Here is a 21,959-nt window from a genome sequence, read left to right as displayed (position 1 = left end):
CCTGATTGTCCGCCGCAGCACGGCTTCAGGCTACGTCGCAACCCCGCTCCGGCGATATCGGCTCGCCCTCGCAACGGGTTTCAGTCGCCCGGTTCAGTCGCCGGACTCGGACGCCTCGCCGCGCTCGCGGATCAGCGCGGCCAGCTCGGCCGTGGCCCGGCGGGCGCGGGCCTTCTCCGAGCCCTGGATGCCCATGGCGCCGATCGTCCGGCCGTCGGAGAAGTCGATCTTCGGCCACGGGTCGCCCACCAGGAGGGTCACGTCGATGACCTCGGGCCAGGTGTAGCGGTGGATGCGCAGGGCGTTGACGACGGTCAGGCCCTTGTCGTCGGCCTCCACCCGGACCCGGCCCAGCAGGTGGAGCACGTACGCCACCGCCAGGCCGAAGCCCACGATCGCCACCCGGTCGGGCAGCTTGAACGGGTCGGCGATGAAGACCGCCATGACAACCGCCCCCGCCACCACCACCAGGGCGAAGGCGTAGGGCACGATCCGGCCCCGGCGGGGACGCCAGGTCACGGGCAGGGGCGGCGGGGTCACGGGCTCGGGCACGAGGGAAACCTACCGCAGGTCAGTGGAGGTCCCTCAGGAGGAGGGCGGTCTCCAGGGCGGCCAGGGCCGACTCGTAGCCCTTGTCCTCCTTGCTGCCGGGCAGCCCGGAGCGGTCGAGCGCCTGGTCCATCGTCTCGCAGGTGAGCACGCCGTTGCCGACGGGCGTCTCCTCGTCGAGCGAGACGCGGGTCAGGCCGCTGGTGACCGAGTCGCAGACGTAGTCGAAATGGGCGGTCTCGCCCTTGATGACCGCGCCGAGGGCGACCACCGCGTCACAACGCCGGGCCAGGGCCTGGGCCACGACGGGGATCTCCAGCGAGCCGGCCACGCGGACCACGGTCGCGGTGGCGCCGCTGTCGTCGCACGCCTGCACGGCCCGCGCCACGAGCTGGTCGGTGATCTTGGCGTGCCAGCTGGCCGCCACCACGCCCACGACCAGGCCCGCCGCGTCCACCACGGCCACGCCGGGACGGCCTTCGCCACTCATGATGCCTCCGAGATGTCGTGCGGGACGCCCGCCGCGATGTCATGGCCGAGCCGCTCGCGCTTGGCCTCCAGGTAACGCTCGTTGTGCGGGTTCAGGGCCACGGGCATGGGCTCGCGGCCGAGCACCTTGATGCCGTAGCCGTCCATGCCCTTGAGCTTGGCCGGGTTGTTGGTGAGCAGCCGCACCGAGCGCACGCCGAGGTCGGCCAGGATCTGCCCGGCGTTGGAGAACTCGCGGGCGTCCACCGGCAGCCCCAGCTCGACGTTGGCGTCGACGGTGTCGCTGCCGTTGTCCTGGAGGCTGTAGGCCTTGAGCTTGGCCAGCAGGCCGATGCCCCGGCCCTCGTGGCCGCGCAGGTAGACGACGACGCCGCGGCCCTCCTGCGCGATGGCGCCCATGGCGTGGTCGAGCTGCACGCCGCAGTCGCAGCGCAGCGAGCCGAACACGTCGCCGGTCAGGCACTCGGAATGGGCCCTGACCAGGATGTTGTCGCCGCCGCCGAGGTCTCCGTAGACCAGCGCGACGTGCTCGCCGCCGTCGAGGGCGCTGGCGTAGCCGTAGGCCCGCCACATGCCGTACGCGTTGGGCAGCCGGGTCTCGGCGACCCTGGTGACCATGCTCTCGGCGCGGCGGCGGTGGTCGACGAGCTGCTCGATGGAGACCAGCGCCAGGTCGTGCTCGTCGGCGAAGCGGCGCAGCTGGGGCAGCCTGGCCATGGTGCCGTCGTCGTTGACCACCTCGGCCAGCGCCCCGGCCGGCGACAGCCCGGCGAGCCTGGCCAGGTCGACGGCCGCCTCGGTGTGGCCGCGCCGGGCCAGCACGCCGCCCTCGCGGTAGCGCAGCGGGAAGACGTGGCCGGGCCGGACCAGCTCGTTGGGCTCGGTGGCCGAGTCGGCGAGGGTGCGGATGGTCCTCGCGCGGTCGGCGGCGGAGATGCCGGTGGTGACGCCGTCACGGGCGTCCACGGTGACCGTGTACGCGGTGCGCAGGCGTTCGCGGTTCTGGGCCACCATGAGCGGCAGCCCAAGCCGGTCGAGCTCCTTGCCGTCCATGGCCACGCAGATCATGCCGCTGGTGTGCCGGATCAGGAACGTGCACAGCTCCGGCGTGGCCTTCTGGGCGGCGAAGATCAGGTCGCCCTCGTTCTCGCGGTTCTCGTCGTCCACGACCACGACGGGACGGCCGTTGCGGATGTCCTCGATGGCCCGCTCGATCGGGTCGAGCTTGAACTCGCTCATGCCGCTGCCACCAGTTCCGGACGGGCGGCGCGGTACTCGCGCAGCCACTTGGCGAAGCCCGTGAGGACCATGACGAAGAACACGGCGTAGACGGCGCCGGAGACGTAGAGGCCGGAGTTGAACGCCACCGGCACGCCCACCAGGTCGACCAGCACCCAGACGATCCAGAAGTCGACCAGCGCGCGGCCCTGCGCCCAGGTGGCGACCGCGCCGCCGACGAAGATGTAGGCGTCGGAGGCCACGACGGCCACCGGCGCGCCCGGGTACCACGACAGGTCGAACGCCTTGAACAGGACGGTCACCACCGCGGTGCCCACCGCGAGCGCCGCCAGCATCCGCCACCGCTCGCCGCCCGTGGCGGGCCGGACGGACAGGGCGTGCTCCTGGGTGCCCTGCCGCCACTTCCACCACCCGTAGACGGCCAGCACGGCGAACAGGGCCTGCTTGAGCGCGTTGCCGGTGACGTGCGCGCTGATCGAGGCGAGGAACAGCAGCACCGAGCCGGTGAACTGCACGGGCCAGGTCCACATGGACTTGCGCATCGCGAACGCCACCGTGGCGAGGGCGAACACGTTGCCCAGCAGGTCGGTCCACTTCACCGGCAGACCGAAGATGTCAATCGATGCGTCCACCCAGCTCATCGGGTGCCCACCAGCCTCTCCACATACTTGGCGATCACGTCGACCTCGAGGTTCACCACGTCGCCCACCTGGCGGTCGCCCATGGTGGTCAGCTTCAGCGTGGTCGGGATGAGGCTCACGCCGAAGCTTTCGTCGTCAACCGTCGTGACGGTCAGGCTGATTCCGTCGATGGCGATCGAGCCCTTCTCGGCCACGTACCGGCTGAGCGGGCCGGGCAGGGAGAAGCGCAGGTCGTCCCAGTTCTCGCCGGGGGCGCGGGACAGCAGGCGGGCGGTGCCGTCGACGTGGCCCTGGACGATGTGGCCGCCGAGGCGCTGGTCGGCGCGTACGGACCGTTCGAGGTTGACCGCCGAGCCGGCGGTGAGGCCGCCGAGCGAGCTGCGGTCGAGCGACTCCCTGATGACGTCGACGGTGAACACGTCGTCCTTGGCCTCGACGACCGTCAGGCAGACGCCGTTGACGGCGATCGAGTCCCCGTGGGCGGCGTCGGAGGTGACGAGCGGGCCGCGTACGGACAGCCGGGCGCCGCCGCCCGCCAGCTCGATGGCGACGACTTCGCCCTTCTCCTCGATGATTCCGGTGAACATCACTTCTCCCTGCCTTGATGCGGAGCGGGCCGCGCGGTCAGCCGCAGATCCGGCCCGATGGGGGAAAACTCGTCGAAGGTGAGGCGGTGGGCGCCGCTGATCGTGCCGACGCCCGCCGGGCCGAGCGCGGCCCTGCCCTCGCCGAGGAGGGCGGGGGCGAGGTAGGCGATCACGCGGTCGATGAGGCCCTGCCGCAGGAACGCGCCGGCGAGGGTGGGGCCGCCTTCCAGGAACACGCTGACCACCTCGCGGGCGGCCAGCTCGCGCAGGAGGGCGTGCGGGTCGAGGCCGCCCTCCGCGTGCCGGGGCAGGCGCAGCAGGCCGGCCTTGAGCCCCGTCACGGCGTCGACGGCGACGGCGACCAGCGTGGGGGCCTCGTCGTCGAGGACGCGGGCCGCGGGCGGCGTCCTGCCCTCGGTGTCCACGACGACCCGCAGCGGCGGGCGGGCGCCCAGGGGCCGGCCGGCCAGCGGCGGGCTGCCGGCCGGCAGCGCCCCCGCGTCGCCCTCCGCCGCGTTCACCCCGGTGCCCGCCGCGACGCTCTCGGGCAGGCGGACGGTGAGGTGGGGGTCGTCGGCGAGCACGGTGCCGATCCCGGCCACGATCGCGTCGGAAGCGGCGCGCAGCCGGTGCACGTCGGCCCGCGCCTGCGGCGAGGTGATCCACTGGCTGGTGCCGTCGGCGGCGGCCGACCTGCCGTCGAGGGTCGCGGCGAACTTCCAGGTCACGTGCGGCCTGCCGAGCCGGGCGTAGGTGAGCCATTCCTCGTTGACCCGCTCGGCCGCCTCGGCCAGCACTCCCCGCGTCACGCTCACCCCGGCCGCGCGCAGCCGCGCCGCGCCGCCGGCGGCCTTGGGGTTGGGGTCGGCCACGGCGACGACCACCCGGGCCACGCCCGCGGCCAGCAGCGCCCGGCTGCACGGCCCGGTGCGGCCGGTGTGGTCGCAGGGCTCCAGCGTCACGTACGCCGTGCCGCCCCGCGCCTGTTCGCCCGCCTGCGCCAGCGCCACGACCTCGGCGTGCGGCCCGCCCGCGTACGCGTGGAAGCCCTCGCCGACGACCTGCCCGGCGGCCGACAGCACGACGCAGCCGACGACGGGGTTGGGGCTGGTGCCGCCGTGTCCTCGCGCGGCCAGCTCGACGGCGCGCGCCATGTGCGCGGCGTCGGCGGCTGAGATGTCCACCCGGGTCTCCTACTCGCCAGTAGCTTCAAGCCACGGCGGGCCCCGGGGGGTTTTCTGGTGCCGTCACGGCACCACGTCAGGAGCCCGGCTGGACGCCGGACACCTCGCGCGCTTCCTCCCATCCGGACTTTAACCGTCGGTCCTGGAATTTCACCAGGTCAACCGGCCGATGGCATCGGCCGGGTCGCGGACTGTAACCGCCGGTTCGGACTTTCACCGACCCCGGAGCACGCTAGCTCTCTTCTTGTACCAGTTTGCCATGCCGATTACGGAAAGCGCGACCGCCCCCGTGCTATTTGAACAAGCGCTCGCTCAGGCAGCCATCAGCTTGCGCGCCCGGCGGGCCGAGGGCGCGTAGCGGACCTGCTCGGGGACCAGGCCGATGCCGGTGTGCAGGGCGCGCAGCGTGGCCGAGGCCCACAGGTCGCCGACGGGCGTGGCGGGCAGGCCGTACAGGCGGCGGGCCCAGCGCGGCAGCGTGGCCAGGGCCAGCACGGTCAGCGCGGGCACGGCGGGCCGCAGCGCGGACAGCGCGCCGGGCAGCGGCGTGTGCAGCGACAACCGCAGCGGATGGGCGGCCTCGGGCACGAGCCGCAGCCCCGGACGCCGGCCGTCGATGTAGTCGCGCAGCTCGGCCACCGAGCCGGGCACGTCGTCCCGCTCCAGGCCCACGACCTCGGCGGCGCGCCGCCACTCGGCGACGAACCGGTCGGCGTCGGCGTCGGACAGCCGCACGCCGGCGCGGCGGGCCACCGTCAGGTAGGAGTCGACCTCGCCGACGTGCACCCAGCGCAGCGCCTCGGGGTCGTCGAGGTGGTAGGTCTCGCCGGTGTCGGGGTCGCGGGCGGTCAGCGTGGCGTGGATCTTGCGCACCCGGCGTCCGGCCCGCTCGACCTCCGCGCGCGTGCCGTACGTGCGCACCCGGACGAACTCGCTGGTCCGCAGGAAGCGCGACCACGCCTCGGCCGGGTCGAGCAGCGCCGAGTTCTGCAGCACGCCGCGCATCGCCCTGGGGTGCAGCCCCTGCATCAGCAGCGCCCGGAAGCCGCCGACGAGCTGGATCGGCTCCCCCATCACCCGCCAGGTCACCGACTCGGGGCCGAAGATCCCATAGTCGTCGTCCATAAGTGAACAGTTACCCAGTTGGACGACAAACCATGCCAAAAACCCCCAGCCGGGAACCGGCCAGGGGTTTTCGACGAGGCTACGGAGATCAGCCGGTGAAGCCGATCGCCGTGTAGTCGGCGCTCTGGTAGCCGAAGGCGCCGTAGTTGGCCAGCGTCTTCTTGGTGGCCTGGATGTCAGGACGCTGGTACAGCGGGATGGTGTGCACCTGGTCCCAGATCAGCTTGTCGGCCGCGTTGGCCAGCTCGTAGGCCTTGGTCGGGTCCATCTCGCTGACCGCGGCGTCGATCGCGGCGTCCAGCGCCGGGTCGCTGCCCTTGGGGAAGTTCGACTCGGAGCCGGTCTTGTAGATCTGCGGCAGGCCGCCGAGGGGCAGCGGCGTGCCGATCCAGGAGAACGGCACCAGGTCGAAGTCGCCCTTGATGATGAAGTCGGTGAAGAACTTGTCATCGGGGACCGGGCGGATCGTCAGCTTGATCCCGGCCTCCTTGAGCATGGCCTGGGTGAGCTCGCCCTCGGTCTTGGCGTACGGCAGGCCCGCCGGGACGACGAAGTTCAGCGAGAACTCCTTGCCGTCCTTCTTGCGGACGTCGCCCTCCTGCTTCCAGCCGGCCGCGTCGAGCAGCTCCTTGGCCTTGGGCAGGTTGTACTTGCCCAGGTCGCCGGAGTTGTCGGCGTACGCCTTGTGGTTGTTCATGAAGACGTGGTTGCCGAGCGTCTGCAGCGGCCAGTCCATGTCCTTGAGGTCGGACTGCGTGATCACGTCACGGTTGATCGCGTACTCGACGGCCTGGCGGACCGACTTGTCCTTCAGGAACTCGCTCTGGTTGTTGACGGTGATGTGCCGCCAGTTCGGGCTGAGCGCCTTGCGGACGTCCACGTTCGGGACTTCCTTGGCCCGCTTGAGGTCGGCCGGGCTGCCCGGCGGGATCTCCACCGCGTCGAGCTCACCGTTGGCGAAGGCGTTGACCTGCGCGGCGGGGGTCTCGATGGTACGGAAGATGACCTTGTCGAGCTTGGCCTTCCTGCCCCACCACTTGTCGTCGCGCACCACGGTCAGGGTCTTGGTGCCCTCGTTGATGCTCTCGACCTTGAAGGGCCCGGCGGTGACCGGGATCTTCTGCAGGTAGTCCTTCTCGTACTTCTCCGGGCTCTCCATGTGGGAGGCCGGGTACAGGTGCGGCGAGCGCGAGAACTGCCCCATCCACTCGGGGTAGTTCTTCCCGTACGTCACGACGGCGACCTTGTCGCTGTCACCCTTGGTGACCGACTCGATGCGGTCCCAGCCGTCGGTGGAGGCCGGCTTGAACTTCTTGTCCTTGCCGCTGTTGGCCTTCCACGCCGCCTCGAGGTCCTTCCAGGTGATCGGCGTGCCGTCCGACCACTGGGCCTTCTCGTTCAGCGTGTAGGTGACGACCTGCTTGCCCGACGACAGGTCCATCTTGACGTCGGTGAGGTAGTCGGGGTTCGCCTTGAAGTTGGCCTCGGCGTCGGCGACCATCAGCTGCGGCATCAGCGAGTCCAGCATGTCCGCCGTGTCGCGCTGGTTGCCGTCGACGTGGTTGCCGTTCCACTGGCTCGGCCACTGGCCGACCGAGAGGGTGAGCGTGCCGCCGTCCTTGACCTGCTCGTACGCGACGGGGTTGATCGAGATGCCAGGGGTCTGCGACATCTGCTGCTGAGCCTGCTGCGACTGCTCGGCGCTCGGCTTCTTGGCCTCGCCGCCACCACCGCCACAAGCCGCCGCGGCCATGGCGAGGACGGCGATTCCCGCCGCCGCCCGGTAACGAACCTTCACTTTTCCTCCTGATCGTCCGAGGCCGTGATGACCTCGACTTCCTCCGCGTAGTGGCAGGCGGCGCCGTGGTCCACGGCGGTCGCGAGCCGGGCAACCGAGGGCTCTTCGTCCACGCAGCGCCGGCGTTCGGCCTCGGTGAGGAGGGCGAACTTGGGGCAGCGCGTACGGAACCGGCAACCCGATGGCGGGTCGGCCGGGCTGGGCAGGTCGCCTTCGAGCAGGATCCGCTTGCGCGTGCGCTCCATCTCGGGGTCGGGCAGCGGGATCGCTGACAGCAGCGCCTGCGTGTAGGGGTGCGCGGGGCGGTCGTAGACCTCCTCGACCGTGCCGATCTCGGCGATCCTGCCGAGGTACATGACCGCGACGCGGTCGGCCAGATGCCGGACCACGGCCAGGTCGTGCGCCACGAACAGGTACGACAGCCCCAGGGTGTTCTTCAGCTCGTCCAGCAGGTTGATGACGCCGGCCTGGATGGACACGTCCAGTGCCGAGACCGGCTCGTCCAGGACGAGCAGCTTGGGCTCCAGGGCCAGGGCACGGGCGATGCCGATGCGCTGGCGCTGGCCGCCGGAGAAGCTCTGCGGGTAGCGCTCGGCGTACTCAGGCGCCAGGCCCACCAGTTCGAGCAGCTCGGCGACCCGCTGCTTGACGTTCTTGCGCCCGTGGGCGCGCAGCGGCTCGGCGATGATGTCGCCGACCGGCATGCGCGGGTCGAGCGCCGCCATCGGGTCCTGGAAGACGATCTGCAGGTCGCCCCTGAGCGCCTTGCGCCCGGACGGGCCGAGCTTGGCGCTGTCCTGGCCGAGCACGACGATCCGGCCGCTCTGCGGCGGGGCGAGCTGCATGATCTGCTGCAGGGTCGTGGTCTTGCCGCAGCCCGACTCGCCGACCAGGGCCAGCGTCTCGCCCTCGGCGATGTCGAAGCTGATGCCGTCCACGGCGTGCACGGTGCCGACGCGGCGCTTGAACACCGCGCCCTTCATCAGCGGGTAGTGCCGGATGAGGTTGTCCAGCTCCAGCACGGTCGCGCGCTGCTCGCGCGGCACGCGGACCACCTCGCTGACCGGGATGACCGGGACCGGGAAGACGTCCGTGCCGGTCAGGCCCTTGTACTCGATCTCGCGGGAGCGGATGCAGGCGACGTGCCTGCCGCCGCCGACGTCGGTGAGCGGGGGCTCCTCGTCGTCGCACGAGTCGATCTTCATCGGGCAGCGCGGCGCGAACGGGCAGCCCGGCGGCAGCGCCGCCGGGGAGGGCGGGTTGCCCTCGATCGGCACCAGCGGCCCCTCCTCGCCGTCGATCCTGGGGATCGAGGCGAGCAGTCCCATCGTGTACGGCATCCGCGGCCGGTAGTAGATGTCGTCGACGTTGCCCTGCTCGACCGGCTTGCCGGCGTACATGACCAGCACCCGGTCGGCCATGCCCGCGACGACGCCCAGGTCGTGCGTGATCATGACGATGCCGGCGCCCGTCTCGCGCTGGGCGGTCTTGAGCACCTCCAGCACCTGGGCCTGGATGGTCACGTCGAGCGCGGTGGTCGGCTCGTCGCAGATCAGCAGGTCGGGGTCGTTGGCGATGGCCATCGCGATCATCGCGCGCTGCCGCATGCCGCCGGAGAACTCGTGCGGGAACGCCTTGGCCCGGACGTCCGGGTGCGGGATGCCGACCAGGTCGAGCAGTTCGACCGCGCGCTTGGCGGCCTTGTCCTTGCCCAGCTTCTGGTGGACGCGCAGCGCCTCGGAGATCTGGTCGCCGATCGTGTAGACGGGCGTGAACGCCGACAGCGGATCCTGGAAGATCATGCTCATCGACTTGCCGCGGACCTTGACCAGGTCGTCTTCCTTCATCCCGATCAGCTCCTGGCCGTGGAGCTTGACCGAGCCGCTGATCTGGGCGTTGCGCGGCAGCAGGCCCATGATCGCCAGGGACGTGACGGACTTGCCCGAACCGGACTCGCCCACGATGCCCAGGACCTCGCCGCGGGCGACCTCGTAGCTGACGCCGCGCACGGCCTCGATGCCGCCGGGGAACGTCACGGTGAGGTCTTGAACCTCCAGGATGCTCATGAGTTGCTCCCCGGGTCGAGTGCGTCGCGCAGGCCGTCTCCGATGAGGTTGATGCTCAGGACCAGCAGCACCAGGAGCCCGGCGGGGAAGGCGAACAGCCAGGGGTAGCCGGTGGCGTTGCGGGAGCCCTCGGCGATCAGCGTGCCGAGCGAGACGTCGGGCGGCTGGATGCCGAAGCCGAAGAAGGACAGCGCGGCCTCGCCGATGACCGCGCCACTCACGTTGAGGGTGGCGTCGATGATCAGCAAGGAGGACAGGTTCGGCACGATGTGCCGGAAAATGATCTTCCAGCGGGGGATGCCCATGTAGACGGCCGCCTGCACGTACTCGCGCTCACGGAGCGAGAGCGTCATGCTGCGCACCACCCTGGAGGTGATCATCCAGGCGAACGCCGCCAGCAGGACCACGAACCAGAGCCAGGAGGCGCCGCGCAGGCGCGGCGAGGCGATCGCGATGATCAGGAAGCTGGGCAGGACGAGGAGCAGGTCCACGCCCCACATGAGGACGCGGTCCACCCAGCCGCCGAAGTACCCGGCGAAGGCGCCGACCACGGCGGCCAGGCCGGTCGAGATGAGCGCCACGAGCAGGCCGATGATGATCGACTTCTGCATGCCGCGCAGGGTGACGGCGTACATGTCCTGGCCGATCGTGGTGGTGCCCCACCAGTGGTCGGACGACGGGGCCGACAGGAAGGACAGGAAGTCCTTGTCCGTCCAGTCGTAGGCGCCGAAGAAGGGGCCGATGTAGGCCAGCGCCACCAGCAGCAGGAGGGCGATGAAGCCGTAGCGGGCCTGCCGGTTACGCAGCATCCGCCCGAGAACAACCTTGGAACGCACTTAGCTCACCCGCACTCGTGGGTCGAGGGCCGCCACCAGCAGGTCCGACAGGAAGCCGGCGAACAGGACGCAGACGGAGGCGAACATGCTGACCGCGGCGACCGAGTTCACGTCGTTCTGGTTGATCGAGTCGACCAGCCAGGCGCCCATGCCGTTCCAGGCGAAGATCTTCTCGGTGAAGGTGGCGCCGGTGAGCATCGTGCCGAAGGCGAAGGCGAAGTACGTGGCCGCGGGGATCAGCGCGGTGCGCAGCGCGTGCTTGATCAGGGCCGTCCTGCGCCGCAGGCCCTTGGCCATCGCGGTGCGGACGAAGTCCTGGCCGAGCACGTCGAGCATCATGTTGCGCTGGATGCGGCTGTAGAAGGCGATCGCGCCGAGGCTGAGCGAGATGGTCGGCAGGATCAGGTGGTTCAGCCGGTTGGCGAACTGGTCCCAGCCGGACAGCTTGGGGTTGTACTCGCCGGTGAACTCGATCAGCGTGAAGCCGAGCCCGCGGTTGAGGTTGTAGGCGCTGATCGCCAGCAGCGTGGCCAGCACGAACACCGGAATCGCCATGATCACGAACGAGCCGACGCCGATCACCCGGTCGGTCACCCGATATTGCTTGATCGCCGACAGGGCGCCGAGCGCCACTCCGAAGACGAACCCGAGGATCGTGCCCACCAGCAGCAGCCGGAGGCTGACGAAGATCCGCCGGCCCATCTCGTCGTTGACCGAACCGCCGTTCCAGGTCTTGCCGAAGTCACCCGTGACGACGCCCTTGGCCCAGGTCGCGTAGCGCTCCAGGACGGGCGTCTTGTCGTTGAGGTTGTAGTTGTCGAGGGTGGCGTCGATGACTTCCTCGGCGACAGGAGGTTGGCGGCCTTCATACGCACCGCGGGGGTTCATGGTCGTCGCGGCGAGCATGTAAGCCAAGCTGGCCGCGATCGCGACCAGGATCAGATTGATCGCCAACCTGCGGAGCAGGTACTTGCCCATTACCCTCCGTTCGCACTGAACGAGGGCCCGGAAACCCCGGTAGGAGAAGACCCCCGCAATGGAAAAAGACCGTCTTACGCCGCGAAAAGTCATGACGCGGAACGGCGATCAAAACGCAGGATATCTAGCCAAACATCACAGTCAGCAATAGTTCGACATAACGGTAAGGTCACTAAGCACCGTGGCACCTCGCCGTCGATCATGGCCGTACATGGGGCTTGACCTAGGGAAACATGAGCTAACAAGATCGGTAACCGGCGCTATCGGATCAGCGTGTGTCACAGAATCCTGACAAAAATTAACCCAATCCCAAAGTGACGCACGTCATACTGATCAATAGGTCGGGGATTGATATTTCGCGACGTCGCGGCTTTTGATCTCAGGCGGGTGACCGAAGTGGATCGGTCCGAGGGCACGCTGCCGCCCGCCCCGAAGGCGTCCCCGGGACGATCACCCCACGCTCACGCTCCGCTCACCACCCCGGCCCCCTCCGCTGTCCCCCCGCGGAAGCCCGCCCCCACCCCCCGCACCCCCAGCGGACCTCACACTCCCAGCAGGCCCGCCTTCCCCAAGTGAGCCCGTACCTCCAGTGGGCTTGCACCCCGAACGAGCCTGCACTCCGAGCGCGCCTGCACCCCAGTGAGCCTGCACTTCCCTGGGCCCGCACTCTCAGTGAGCCTGCACCCCCAGCGGACCCGCCCCCCGGTGGACCCCGCACCTGACAGGCGGGGGCCGGGGCGCGGCGGCAGGGCCGTGGTGCGCGCCTCGCGGAGAGGCCACGGGAGTGCCCGAAGCACCTCGCAAAGGCGCGGCACCAGCTCGCGGGGCACGCCTCGTGGAGAGGCGATGGAGCATCGGCCCTGCGCGGAGCACGCCTCACGGAGGGGTGGAGGGGCCACGGGAGCGCGCGGGGCACGCCCGTGGCAGGAAGGGGCAGCGGTGGTGGGGAACGGTCGGCGGATGGCGGGGGACGGTCAGCGGGTGCTGAGGAACGGTCAGCAGGTGCTGGGGAACGGTCAGCGGGTGCTGAGGAAGGGTCAGCGGGTGGCGGCGGCGCGGAGGGCGTCGATGGCCGCCACCGGGTCGGCGGCCCCGTAGACGGCGCTGCCGGCCACGAACACGTCGGCGCCCGCCTCCGCGCAGCGCTCGATCGTCTCGGCCGTCACGCCTCCGTCGACCTGCAGCCAGACCGACCCGCCGTGCCGCTCGATCATCGCCCGCGCCGCCCGCACCTTCGGCAGCACCATGTCGAGGAACTTCTGCCCCCCGAACCCCGGCTCGACCGTCATCAGCAGCAGCATGTCGATCTCACCGAACAGCCCCTCGAACGGCTCCACCGCCGTGGCCGGGTTGAGCGCGAGCCCCGCCCTGGCGCCGAGCGACCGGATCTCGCGCAACGTCCGCACCGGCGCCTTGGACGCCTCCGCGTGGATGGTCACGCTGCCCGCCCCGGCCTCGGCGTACTGGGGGGCCCAGCGGTCGGGGTCGGCGATCATCAGGTGGCAGTCGAGGGGTGTCTGGGTGGCTTTGCGCAGGGACTCCACCACGGGCAGCCCGAGGGTGAGATTGGGCACGAAGTGGTAGTCCATGACATCCACGTGCAGCCAGTCGGCGTTCGGCACGGCGGCGGCCTCGTCGGCCAGCCGCGCGAAGTCGGCGGCGAGGATGCTGGGCGAGATCTGTACGGCCATGATGCGCCAGTCTATTGAACCGCCCGCTCCCCCTCGACGCCCCCTCCCACCGCCTCGCCCCCGCCACCACACGGGCGCGCGGGCGAGGAGGGAGGGGTCAGGGGCGTTTGCGGAGGAGGGCGAGGAACATGGCGTCCGTGCCGTGGCGGTGGGGCCAGAACTGCGCGTACGGGCCGTCGCCGAGCCCGTCGACCTCCGGCAGGTAGTCGCGCGCGTCGAGCTGCTCCACGTCGCCCCTGCGGCCCATGACGTCGCCGACCACGACGCGCGTCTCGGCCAGGTGCGGCGAGCAGGTCACGTACGCCACCACCCCACCCGGGCGCACGGCGTCGAGGGCCGTGCCGAGCAGCCGCCGCTGCAACGCGCCCAGCTCGGCGATGCTGGCCGGGTCGCGCCGCCACCGGGCCTCCGGACGCCGCCGCAGCGCGCCCAATCCCGTGCAGGGGGCGTCGAGCATGACCCGGTCGAACACCCCGGGCCGCCAGGCGGGTTCGGTGCCGTCGGCGGTGACGACCGAGGCGTTCCTGGTGGTCTGCCAGACCAGCCGCGCCCGGTGGTACTGCACGTCGGCGGCCAGCACCCGCGCCCCGCCGGGGAACGCCACCAGGCCGTCGCCCGCCGCACCGCTGCCCGCCGCACCACTGCCCGCCACACCGCTCTCGCCCGCCGCCGGGCCGTCGCCTGTGCGGCGCTCGCCGTCGAGGCCCGCCAGGTCGCCGTACGTGGCGACGGCGTCGAGCAGGCCCGCCTTGCCGCCCGGCCCGGCGCACATGTCGAGCCAGAGCTCGTCCTCGCCGTCGAGCGGCACGCGGGTCAGGGCGAGCGCCACGAGCTGGCTGGCTTCGTCCTGGACGGCCGCGCGGGTCTCGGCCACGGCCTCGATCTGCCCGGGGTCGCCCTCCCGCAGGTAGGCCGCGTACGGCGAGTAGCGGCCGGGCGCGGCGCCGGCCTCGGCCAGCTCCGCCACCGAGCTGCGCCCCGGCCGGGCGACCAGCGTCACCAGCGGCCGGACGTTGTCGGCGTCGAGCAGGTCGGCCAGCTCCCCGCCACCGCCCAGCGCGTCGCGGAAGGCCGAGACGATCCACCGGGGATGCCCGTAGGCGACGGCCAGATGGCCGACCGGGTCCTGGTCGGAGTCGGGCGCGACGATGGGGATCCAGTCCTCCAGCTCGCGCGAGCCGATCTTGCGCAGCACCGCGTTGACGAACTTGGCCGCGCCCTGCCCGATGCGCAGGCGTACGAGATCGACGGTGGTGCCGACGGCGGCGTGCGGCGGGACGCGCATGCGCAGGAGCTGGTGGGCCCCCAGCCGCAGGGCGTCGCGCACGGCCGGGTCGGGCGCGCGGTCGCTGCACATCTCGATGATCGCGTCGTAGGTGCCGAGGCCGCGCAGCGTGCCGTAGGCCAGCTCGGTGGCCAGCGCCGCGTCGCGCCCCCGGATGTCGCGCTCGCGCAGCATCCGCGGCAGGAGCAGGTTGGCGTAGGCGTCGCGCTCGTCGACGGCCCGCAGGAGGTCGAAGGCGGCGTTGCGGGCGTGGTCGCGGGCAGGTCGGCGCGGACGGCCCGCGCCGCGCGGCTTGGTGCCCGTGGGCCCGCCCGGCAACCGGCGGGGATCACGCGAAGACATCGTCACCCGCAAGCCGGACGCCGCGCGCCCACTCGACCGCGCCCATCGCCCGCTTGCCCTGCGGCTGCACCTCGCCCAGCTCGACCGGGTCGGTGGCGGTGCCGACGAGCACGTGGCTCTTCGTGGCCAGGATCCGGCCGGGCGCGAGCCGGTCGGCCTGGACGGCGACCTTGGCCGGGCCGAGCTTCACCCGCTGGCCCCTGAACTCGCTCCACGCCCCCGGGCTGGGGGTGCAGGCGCGGATCAGGCGGTCGACCCGCATGGCGGGCTTGGACCAGTCGACCCGCGCGTCGGCGACGTTGATCTTGGGCGCCATCGTCACGCCGTCGAGCGGCTGGGGACGGGCCTCCAGCGCGCCGTCCTCGACGCCGTCGAGCGTGGCGGCCAGCAGGCCGGCGCCGGAGACCGACAGGCGTTCGAGGAGGGAGCCGCTGGTGTCGTGGGTCAGGATCTCCTCGGTGACGACCCCGTAGACCGGGCCCGCGTCGAGCTCCTTGACGATCTGGAACGTCGTCGCGCCGGTGATCTCGTCGCCGTGCAGCACCGCGTGCTGGACGGGCGCCGCACCGCGCCAGGCGGGCAGGACCGAGAAGTGCAGGTTGATCCAGCCGTGGCGGGGCACGTCGAGGGCCGACTGCGGCAACAGCGCGCCGAAGGCCACCACCGGGCAGCAGTCGGGCTCCAGCGCGCGCAGCGTGTCGAGGAAGGCCGGGTCGCCGACCTTGGCCGGGCGCAGCACCTCGATGCCGGCCTCCTCCGCGAGCTCGGCCACCGGCGAGGGGTGGACCTTGCGCCCCCGCCCTGACTGGGCGTCGGGACGGGTGACGACGGCCACGACCTCGTGCCGCGGCGAGTCGATCAGCATGCGCAGCGACGGCAGCGCCGTCTCGGGTGTGCCCGCGAAGACCAGCCGCATCGTCAGAGCGCCCTTCCGCCGGTGGCGTGCGGCGACATCCTGATCACGGGGGCGGACAGGCCGCTCCACTCGGCCTCACGGATCGCCTTCATGGCCAGCTTGCGCTGCTTGGGGTCCATGCGGTCGATGAACAGGATGCCGTCGAGGTGGTCGGTCTCGTGCTGGAAGCAGCGGGCCATCAGGTCGGTGCCCTCCAGCGTGACCGGCTCGCCGTGCATGTCGAAGCCCTTGGCCACGGCGCGGACGGCGCGCGGCGTCGGGTAGGACAGGCCGGGGAAGGACAGGCAGCCCTCCTCGCCCTCCTCGTCGAGGTCGGCGGACAGGTCGAGGTCGGGGTTGATGAGGTGGCCGAGCCGGTCGTCGACGTAGTAGGTGAACACCCGCAGGCCGACGCCGATCTGCGGGGCCGCCAGGCCCGCGCCCGGGGCGTCCATCATCGTGTCGGTGAGGTCCTTGACCAGCTTGCGCAGCTCCTTGTCGAAGTCGACGACCGGGGCCGCCGGGGTGCGCAGCACCGGATCTCCGAACAGCCGGATCGACTGGATCGCCAAGGGGCTCACTCCTGTTCTCGAACGTGGATCAGCCCAGTTTACCGGCGGTGGGCCGGCGGCCGGTCGTGGCGCAGGGAGCGGGCCTTCATCGCGGCCTTGCGCGCCGCCTTGGCCACCGCCTGGTCGTCGTGGGAGCCGGCGAGCATGTCGAGCACGGCCAGCGTGTCGGGGTGGCCGACCGCGGGCATCTCGCCGACGAGCTTGATCAGGTCTTCGCCCGGCTCGGGCATGTCGAGGCGGCCCGCGGCCGGACCGGACAGGTGCATGAGCGCGGCGAGGTTGTCGACCGCGATCCAGGTGTGGTCCCCGGGGCTGAGCGGCGGGGCCTCCAGGTCGCGGATGTGCAGCCAGGAGGCGGCGTAGCGGCGCGTGAGCGGGTGGTCGAGCGCCTGCCGCACGGGCTGCTCGGCCTCGGGGCCCAGCTCCTCCAGGATGGCGCCGACCGCGCCGCGCTGCCCGGCGGTGCCGGAGGCGGCGATCTCGATCAGCTCGCGGGCGGCCGCCTCGGGGGGCCGCCGCTCCAGCCAGCCCGCCACGGCGCTCTGCGTGGCGGTGCCCTTCACCAGCGCCTCCACCAGCTCGGCGGCCGACAGGTCGGCGAAGACCTGCACCTCGGCGGCGGTGGGCGCGTCGTGGCCCTCGCGCAGCAGGTCGCGCCGGACGGCCCAGACCCCGAGCGGGGTGAGCGCCGTGCGCCCGGCCTCGGTCTGCTCCACCAGCCCGCAGTACGTCAGCAGCGAGACCGCCTCCAGCAGCTCGGCCGGCAGCGCGGCGGCCAGTCTGCGCATCTCGACCTGGCCCGGCGCGCAGGCGACCTCGTGCGACTGCAGGATGCCCCTGGCCAGGTTGCCCACGGCGACGCCGGAGCGCACCGAGTAGATCGTGGCCAGCATCTCGGCCAGGTGGTCGTCGACCACGGAGGAGCCGGTCAGGCCCTCGTCGGCGCGGTCGAGGACGTCCATCACCACGCCGTCCCAGAACTCCAGCGTGGCCTCGACCGTGAGCTGCATCGACAGCGGGCCGCGCGAGGCCCGGCCGCCGAGGATGCGCAGCAGGCCGGTGTTGACCGCGACGATCCAGATCAGCCGCAGCCGGGACTCCTGGAGCCCCAGCTCTTCCGCGGCGGCTCTGGCGTCGGACTCGCCGAGCATGCCGTCGGCGGCCACCTCGCGGCTGCCCGTCCAGGCGGTCAGGCGGATGGCGTCGGCGACGAGCGGCACCGCGGGCACCGCGCGGGCCAGCTCGGCGTCGCTCGCCAGCAGGACGGGCGGGAAGGTCAGCGCCTCGTGCTCCACGGAGGTCTCCTCAGGTGGCCGTGGAGGCACGGCGGCCTGCTCATCGATCAGCTTGCGCAGCTCGGCGAGGTCGAAGACATTGTTTGCCACCCAGGAAACTTACTGCACAGCAGTCACAAGGGCGTACTCAACGGATGGCCCGGGAGCGCGCCTTGAACGCCGCCTTGCGCGCCGCCTTGGCCACCGTGTCGTCGGGGATGGAGCGTCCGAGCAGCTCCAGAACCTCGACGACGTCGGGGTGGTCGACCCGCCACATCTCCTCGATGAGGTGGGCCGGCGGACCGGACGCCGCCATGTTCTCGGCGAAGATCTCCGGATCCTCCCGCGCGGCCGGCATCGCCAGGGCGAGCATGTCGACGCTGACCCAGAGCAGTTCGTCCTGGGTGAGCGGCGGCGCGCCCAGACCACGTGCGGCCAGCCAGTGTATGACGTGCGGGCGCAACTCCTGGTCGTCGAGGTGGTCGCGCACCTGCGGCTCGGCCTCGGCGCCCAGCCGGTCGACGATGGTGACCGCGATGCCGCGGGCCACGGCGGGCGCGCCGGAGGCGGCGGTCAGCAGCTCGGCCGCGGCCTCGCCCGGCGCGCGGCCGGACAGCCAGCGGGAGATGTCCTGCTCGGCCAGCTCGGCGGGCAGCCCTTCGAGCAGCCCCTCGATGAGGCCGCGCGCGTCGGCCTCGCCCAGGTCGGGGGCGATCGGGGCGTCGAGGCCGAGGGACAGGTAGTGCTCGCGCAGCCCCCAGACCGCCAGGGGCGTCAGCTCGGCCGACTTGCCGTCGAGGCGGACCATGCCCCACCCGGCCAGCCGGTCGAGCGCCCCTGCCACGTCGACGCCGCCCTCGCCCGAGACCTCCTCCAGGTAGTCGGCGACGACCTGGAGCGGCACCGGCGCCTGGAGGCGGTAGAGCATGTCGAACAGGTCGTAGAGGCCATCGTCGAGCTCGGCGTGGCCGGTGATCTCGCCGCCGGTGTCGTCCTCCAGCAGGCGGGCCACGGTCTCGGCCCAGGCGCCCAGCGGCTCGCCGTCGCCCGGCGGCGGGCCGCCGGGCAGCTTCGGAACGGTCCGCAGCGCCTCGGCCAGCTCCTCCTCCGAGGCCAGCCGGACGGCGGGCAGCGGGGTGCAGCCCGGACACTCGCAGGGCGCCTCGCCCAGGTCGGGCAGCTCCCCGGACGGGATCGGCACCGCCTGTTCGAGCGATTCGGGCCCGATCGAGCTGAACAGGCTCTTGGCCATGCCGAAGTTGGCCGGGTCGGCCAGGGCCTCGGGCATGCGGGGGCCGATGTCGTCGAGCCGGGCGCGCATGCCGGCCACGGTGGCCGGGCTGACGTGACCGGCCTCGCCGAGGTAGTCCACCAGGGTGCGGGCGGCCGCCACGGTCTCGGGCGCGCTCTCCGGCGGCGCGATGACCTTGCGCGGGTAGATGGACAGCAGCAGCTCGTCGAAGGTCTCCGGCGTGAAGTCGCGCAGTTCGTTGACGTTGAGATAGTCGCTGGCGTAGTCGCAGAGCAGGCGGACCTCGTCCGCGTCCACTTCGACTTCCCGCGCGCGCCCCCATGCGCGCAGGTCGTCGATGGCCTGGTTCACCCATTCGATCGACACAGGGGCACGCTAACGGCTGACCAACAGATGAGCGAATCGGGGAAACGGTCTAAATCAGGTCGAGTGGGTCGACACTCACCCTCACGACATCTGGTGTCTTACGCGCCGCACGCACCCCACTGGCCCCCTTGAGCGCGGCCGACAACGCCGCCCCGCCGCCGCGCCGTACCCGGATCATGGCCCGTTCCAGGCCCGACTCGTCCACCGGGACGGGGCCGAGCACCTGGGCGTCCGGTGGCAGGCGCACCTCGTCGAGCATCTGCCGGACGGCGCTCGCCGAACCCGTCAGCGTCGCCATCCGCACCGCGGGCGGGAACCCCAGCTCGGCCCGGTCGCCCAGTTCGCGCTCGGCGTGCGTGATCGGGTCCCACCGCAGCAGCGCCTGCACGGCCGGCAGCCCGGCGTCCCCGAGCACCACCAGCTCGGCGGACGGCCGCAGCAGCGCGGCGGCGTTCATCCACCGGCGCAGCGTCTCCTCCCCCGCCCGCAGGTCGGCCCGGCCGAGCAGCGCCCACCCGTCGAGCAGCACGGCCGCCGCGTAGCCGCCCTCGGCCACCGGCTCGGCGCCGGGCGTGGCGACCACGAGGGCGCGCGCGGCCGGCACACCGGCCAGCACGCCGTCGCGGCCCGAGGTGCGCACCTGCACCGACGGGAAGGCCCGGCCCAGCTCCTCGGCGGTGCGCCTGGCGCCGGTGACGACCGCCCGCAACCGGGGGCTGCCGCAGGACGGGCACCGCCAGTCGGCGTCGACCCGGCCGCACCAGCGGCAGTAGGGGGCGGCGTGCCCGGCCCTGAGCGCGAGCGGCCCGTGGCACTGCGACTCCCCGCTCCCGTGTCCGTCCGGCGTCGCGCCCGGTGCGTCCGTGGCGGTGGTCAGAGTCCCGGCGTCCGGTTCCGCCTCGCCGCGTGCCCCCGCCTCGCCCAGGGCCGGCGGCGCGGCCAGGTGCGGGGCGATCCTGGTGGGCGGCAGGACGCAGCGCGCCGGGGCACGGCAGTGGCGGCAGGCCAGCGCGGGCAGGTAACCGCGTCTGGGCACCTGCACCAGCACCGGCCCGCTCTCCAGCCCCTGGCGCAGCGCCCGCCAGGCCAGGCTGGGCAGCCTCGCCTGCCGGGCCGCCTGGTCCTTGGCCAGCTCGGCGTCCTCACCGGCGGGACGCACCCGCGGGGCCAGGCTCCTGATCATGGTGCGGGCGGCCACGATCGGCCTGGCCCAGCGCGTGGCGATGAGCTGGGTGGCCTCGGCCGTACGCGCGTAGCCGCCGATCAGCATGGCCGCGCCCGTCCGGTGGGCGCGCAGGCCGAGGACCTCCCTGGCGTGGGGGTAGGGGGCCAGGCGTTCGGCGTGCAGGTCGTCGCCGTCGTCCCAGATGGCCACCAGGCCGAGCTCCGCGACGGGGGCGAACATCGCGGCCCGGGTGCCCACGACGGCGCGCACCTGGCCTCTGAGGACCTTCAGCCATCGTCTGTACCGCTCGGCGGGTCCGAGGTCGGCCGTGAGCGCCACGTGCCTGCCGGGGCCGAGCAGCCGCTCGAACTCGGCGTCCGCCAGCGCGACGTCCTTGCCGTCGGGCACCACGAGGACCGCTCCCCGCCCGCCGTCGAGGGTGGCGAGCACCGCCTCCGCCATGGCCCCGGCCCATCCCGTGGCGCCGGGCAGCGCCGACCACACGGCCCGGGGGGCGCGGCCGTGGCGCAGCGCGTCCAGGAAGGAGGGGCCGGTCGGGTAGGCGTCCCAGGCGCTGTTGCGGCCCTCTGCCGCCCGCTCGGGGGCGTCCTTCCCGTTCACGGGGTCCGGACCGGCCGCCGCACGGCCGCGTGCGCGGGTCTCCGCCTGCCGGGCGCCGTCCTGGTCGGCCCGCCCGTTCACCGGAGGCGACGCCGCGGGCTCCGCCCCCCGTCCCGACAAGGACGAGCCCGCCGCGCCCTGCGCTCCCCCGCCCTCAGCAGTCGCGCCCGGAGCGACGTGCGCGACCGCGACGGCGGGAGACCCGCTCCCGGCAGCATGGGCCACGGCAGGAGATTCGCTGCCAACGGCCAGCGCCACGGCGGTGGAAGCGTTCTCGGCGGCCTCGCCGGAGGGGGCGGGCGCCGGGGCCGGGCCGGTGGGGGGCGGGACCTCGGCCTCGGCCTTGGCGTGACGCGGCGGAACGGCCAGGCGCAGCACGTCGGTGAGGGTGCCCGCGTAACGGTCGGCCACCGCCCGCGCCAGACCGGCGATCTCCGGCGTGAGCACCTGCTCGGGAGAGACCACCCGTTCGAGCGGCGTCAGCTTGCCCTCGTGATCGCTCTCGTCCACCCGCTCCAGCAGGAACGCGTCGATCAGCTTGCCCGCGAACCGCACCCGCACCCGCACCCCCGGCCGGGCCGCCTCGTGCATGGCGGCGGGCACCAGGTAGTCGAAGAGCCGGTCGAGGTGCGGCAGCGGGCTGTCCACGACCACCCGCGCCACGGGCAGCTCGGGCGCCGCGACCACCGCCCCCTTGGTGTCCTTGGACGACGCAGGAGGCCGCACGGCGTCGAGCGGCAGGAGGGCGTCGTCGGAGTGGGTCACGCACTAACGTCTACCAGACCCCGCGCCCCGCCATCCCCACACCACCGGCGCACGGCCCCGCACCACCCAGGCGACCGGCCGCGCGCCGGCCGCCCGAGCAGCCCACCAGCCCGAACGCCCACCACACGCCCCGCACCACCCAGGCGACCGGCCGCGCGCCGGCCGCCCGAGCAGCCCACCAGCCCGAACGCCCACCACACGAACCCCCGGAGATCACCCAAGGGGGCCCTGGCGCACGC

Annotated in this window: 18 protein-coding genes and 1 riboswitch; all 18 genes read right to left on the bottom strand. The window is 72.4% G+C overall.

Annotated elements, in window-relative coordinates:
• Positions 1–93: 93 nt before the first annotated feature.
• Positions 94–552: a PH domain-containing protein gene (locus tag ABZ444_RS06190; RefSeq protein WP_357993384.1), complete on the bottom strand. Its 459-nt coding sequence runs from the start codon at positions 550–552 to the stop codon at positions 94–96.
• Positions 553–571: 19 nt separating this feature from the next.
• Positions 572–1,039: a 6,7-dimethyl-8-ribityllumazine synthase gene (gene ribH / locus ABZ444_RS06185; protein WP_357967995.1), complete on the bottom strand. Its 468-nt coding sequence runs from the start codon at positions 1,037–1,039 to the stop codon at positions 572–574.
• Positions 1,036–2,277 (bottom strand): bifunctional 3,4-dihydroxy-2-butanone-4-phosphate synthase/GTP cyclohydrolase II, encoded by a 1,242-nt coding sequence (locus tag ABZ444_RS06180; RefSeq protein ID WP_357993381.1) that lies wholly within the window; start codon positions 2,275–2,277, stop codon positions 1,036–1,038. Before ABZ444_RS06180 ends, ribH begins: the two co-directional genes overlap by 4 nt.
• Positions 2,274–2,918: a nicotinamide mononucleotide transporter family protein gene (locus ABZ444_RS06175; RefSeq protein ID WP_357967989.1), complete on the bottom strand. Its 645-nt coding sequence runs from the start codon at positions 2,916–2,918 to the stop codon at positions 2,274–2,276. Before ABZ444_RS06175 ends, ABZ444_RS06180 begins: the two co-directional genes overlap by 4 nt.
• Positions 2,915–3,505 (bottom strand): riboflavin synthase, encoded by a 591-nt coding sequence (locus ABZ444_RS06170; protein ID WP_357993378.1) that lies wholly within the window; start codon positions 3,503–3,505, stop codon positions 2,915–2,917. The genes ABZ444_RS06175 and ABZ444_RS06170 overlap by 4 nt, the downstream gene beginning before the upstream one ends.
• Positions 3,505–4,689 (bottom strand): bifunctional diaminohydroxyphosphoribosylaminopyrimidine deaminase/5-amino-6-(5-phosphoribosylamino)uracil reductase RibD, encoded by a 1,185-nt coding sequence (ribD, locus tag ABZ444_RS06165; protein ID WP_357993375.1) that lies wholly within the window; start codon positions 4,687–4,689, stop codon positions 3,505–3,507. Before ribD ends, ABZ444_RS06170 begins: the two co-directional genes overlap by 1 nt.
• A gap of 104 nt (positions 4,690–4,793) precedes the next feature.
• A riboswitch (FMN riboswitch) is annotated at positions 4,794–4,924 on the bottom strand.
• Positions 4,925–5,001: 77 nt separating this feature from the next.
• The gene (locus ABZ444_RS06160; RefSeq protein ID WP_357993372.1) at positions 5,002–5,814 is read right to left on the bottom strand and encodes an oxygenase MpaB family protein; all 813 of its coding nucleotides are present in this window, start codon (positions 5,812–5,814) and stop codon (positions 5,002–5,004) included.
• 88 nt (positions 5,815–5,902) lie between these two features.
• On the bottom strand, positions 5,903–7,612 hold the full coding sequence (locus ABZ444_RS06155; RefSeq protein ID WP_357993369.1) for an ABC transporter family substrate-binding protein: 1,710 nt from the start codon (positions 7,610–7,612) through the stop codon (positions 5,903–5,905).
• On the bottom strand, positions 7,609–9,678 hold the full coding sequence (locus ABZ444_RS06150; RefSeq protein ID WP_352322581.1) for an ABC transporter ATP-binding protein: 2,070 nt from the start codon (positions 9,676–9,678) through the stop codon (positions 7,609–7,611). Before ABZ444_RS06150 ends, ABZ444_RS06155 begins: the two co-directional genes overlap by 4 nt.
• Positions 9,675–10,514 carry an ABC transporter permease gene (locus ABZ444_RS06145; RefSeq protein ID WP_357993366.1) on the bottom strand — a complete coding sequence of 280 codons (840 nt, stop codon included), beginning with the start codon at positions 10,512–10,514 and terminating at the stop codon, positions 9,675–9,677. Before ABZ444_RS06145 ends, ABZ444_RS06150 begins: the two co-directional genes overlap by 4 nt.
• Positions 10,515–11,492, bottom strand: a complete 978-nt coding sequence (locus ABZ444_RS06140) for an ABC transporter permease (protein ID WP_357993363.1) — start codon at positions 11,490–11,492, stop codon at positions 10,515–10,517.
• 1,037 nt (positions 11,493–12,529) lie between these two features.
• Positions 12,530–13,183 (bottom strand): ribulose-phosphate 3-epimerase, encoded by a 654-nt coding sequence (gene rpe, locus ABZ444_RS06135; protein ID WP_352353174.1) that lies wholly within the window; start codon positions 13,181–13,183, stop codon positions 12,530–12,532.
• Between the two features lie 97 nt (positions 13,184–13,280).
• Positions 13,281–14,810 (bottom strand): transcription antitermination factor NusB, encoded by a 1,530-nt coding sequence (locus tag ABZ444_RS06130; protein ID WP_357993361.1) that lies wholly within the window; start codon positions 14,808–14,810, stop codon positions 13,281–13,283.
• The gene (gene fmt / locus ABZ444_RS06125) at positions 14,797–15,726 is read right to left on the bottom strand and encodes a methionyl-tRNA formyltransferase (RefSeq protein WP_357993358.1); all 930 of its coding nucleotides are present in this window, start codon (positions 15,724–15,726) and stop codon (positions 14,797–14,799) included. Before fmt ends, ABZ444_RS06130 begins: the two co-directional genes overlap by 14 nt.
• Positions 15,727–15,728: 2 nt before the next feature.
• Positions 15,729–16,277 (bottom strand): peptide deformylase, encoded by a 549-nt coding sequence (gene def, locus ABZ444_RS06120; RefSeq protein ID WP_125630555.1) that lies wholly within the window; start codon positions 16,275–16,277, stop codon positions 15,729–15,731.
• A gap of 38 nt (positions 16,278–16,315) precedes the next feature.
• Positions 16,316–17,662, bottom strand: coding sequence for a hypothetical protein (locus ABZ444_RS06115; protein WP_357993354.1), 1,347 nt, complete (start codon positions 17,660–17,662; stop codon positions 16,316–16,318).
• Positions 17,663–17,699: 37 nt separating this feature from the next.
• Positions 17,700–19,169, bottom strand: coding sequence for a hypothetical protein (locus tag ABZ444_RS06110; RefSeq protein WP_357993351.1), 1,470 nt, complete (start codon positions 19,167–19,169; stop codon positions 17,700–17,702).
• Between the two features lie 49 nt (positions 19,170–19,218).
• Positions 19,219–21,720 carry a primosomal protein N' gene (locus tag ABZ444_RS06105; RefSeq protein ID WP_357993348.1) on the bottom strand — a complete coding sequence of 834 codons (2,502 nt, stop codon included), beginning with the start codon at positions 21,718–21,720 and terminating at the stop codon, positions 19,219–19,221.
• Positions 21,721–21,959: the final 239 nt, after the last annotated feature.

Origin of the sequence: Nonomuraea sp. NPDC005730, from assembly GCF_040630865.1 — a bacterium.
Lineage (GTDB): Bacteria > Actinomycetota > Actinomycetes > Streptosporangiales > Streptosporangiaceae > Nonomuraea.
Note: the sequence above shows the minus strand (reverse complement) of the source record. Positions and strands in the feature narration are given on the sequence as shown.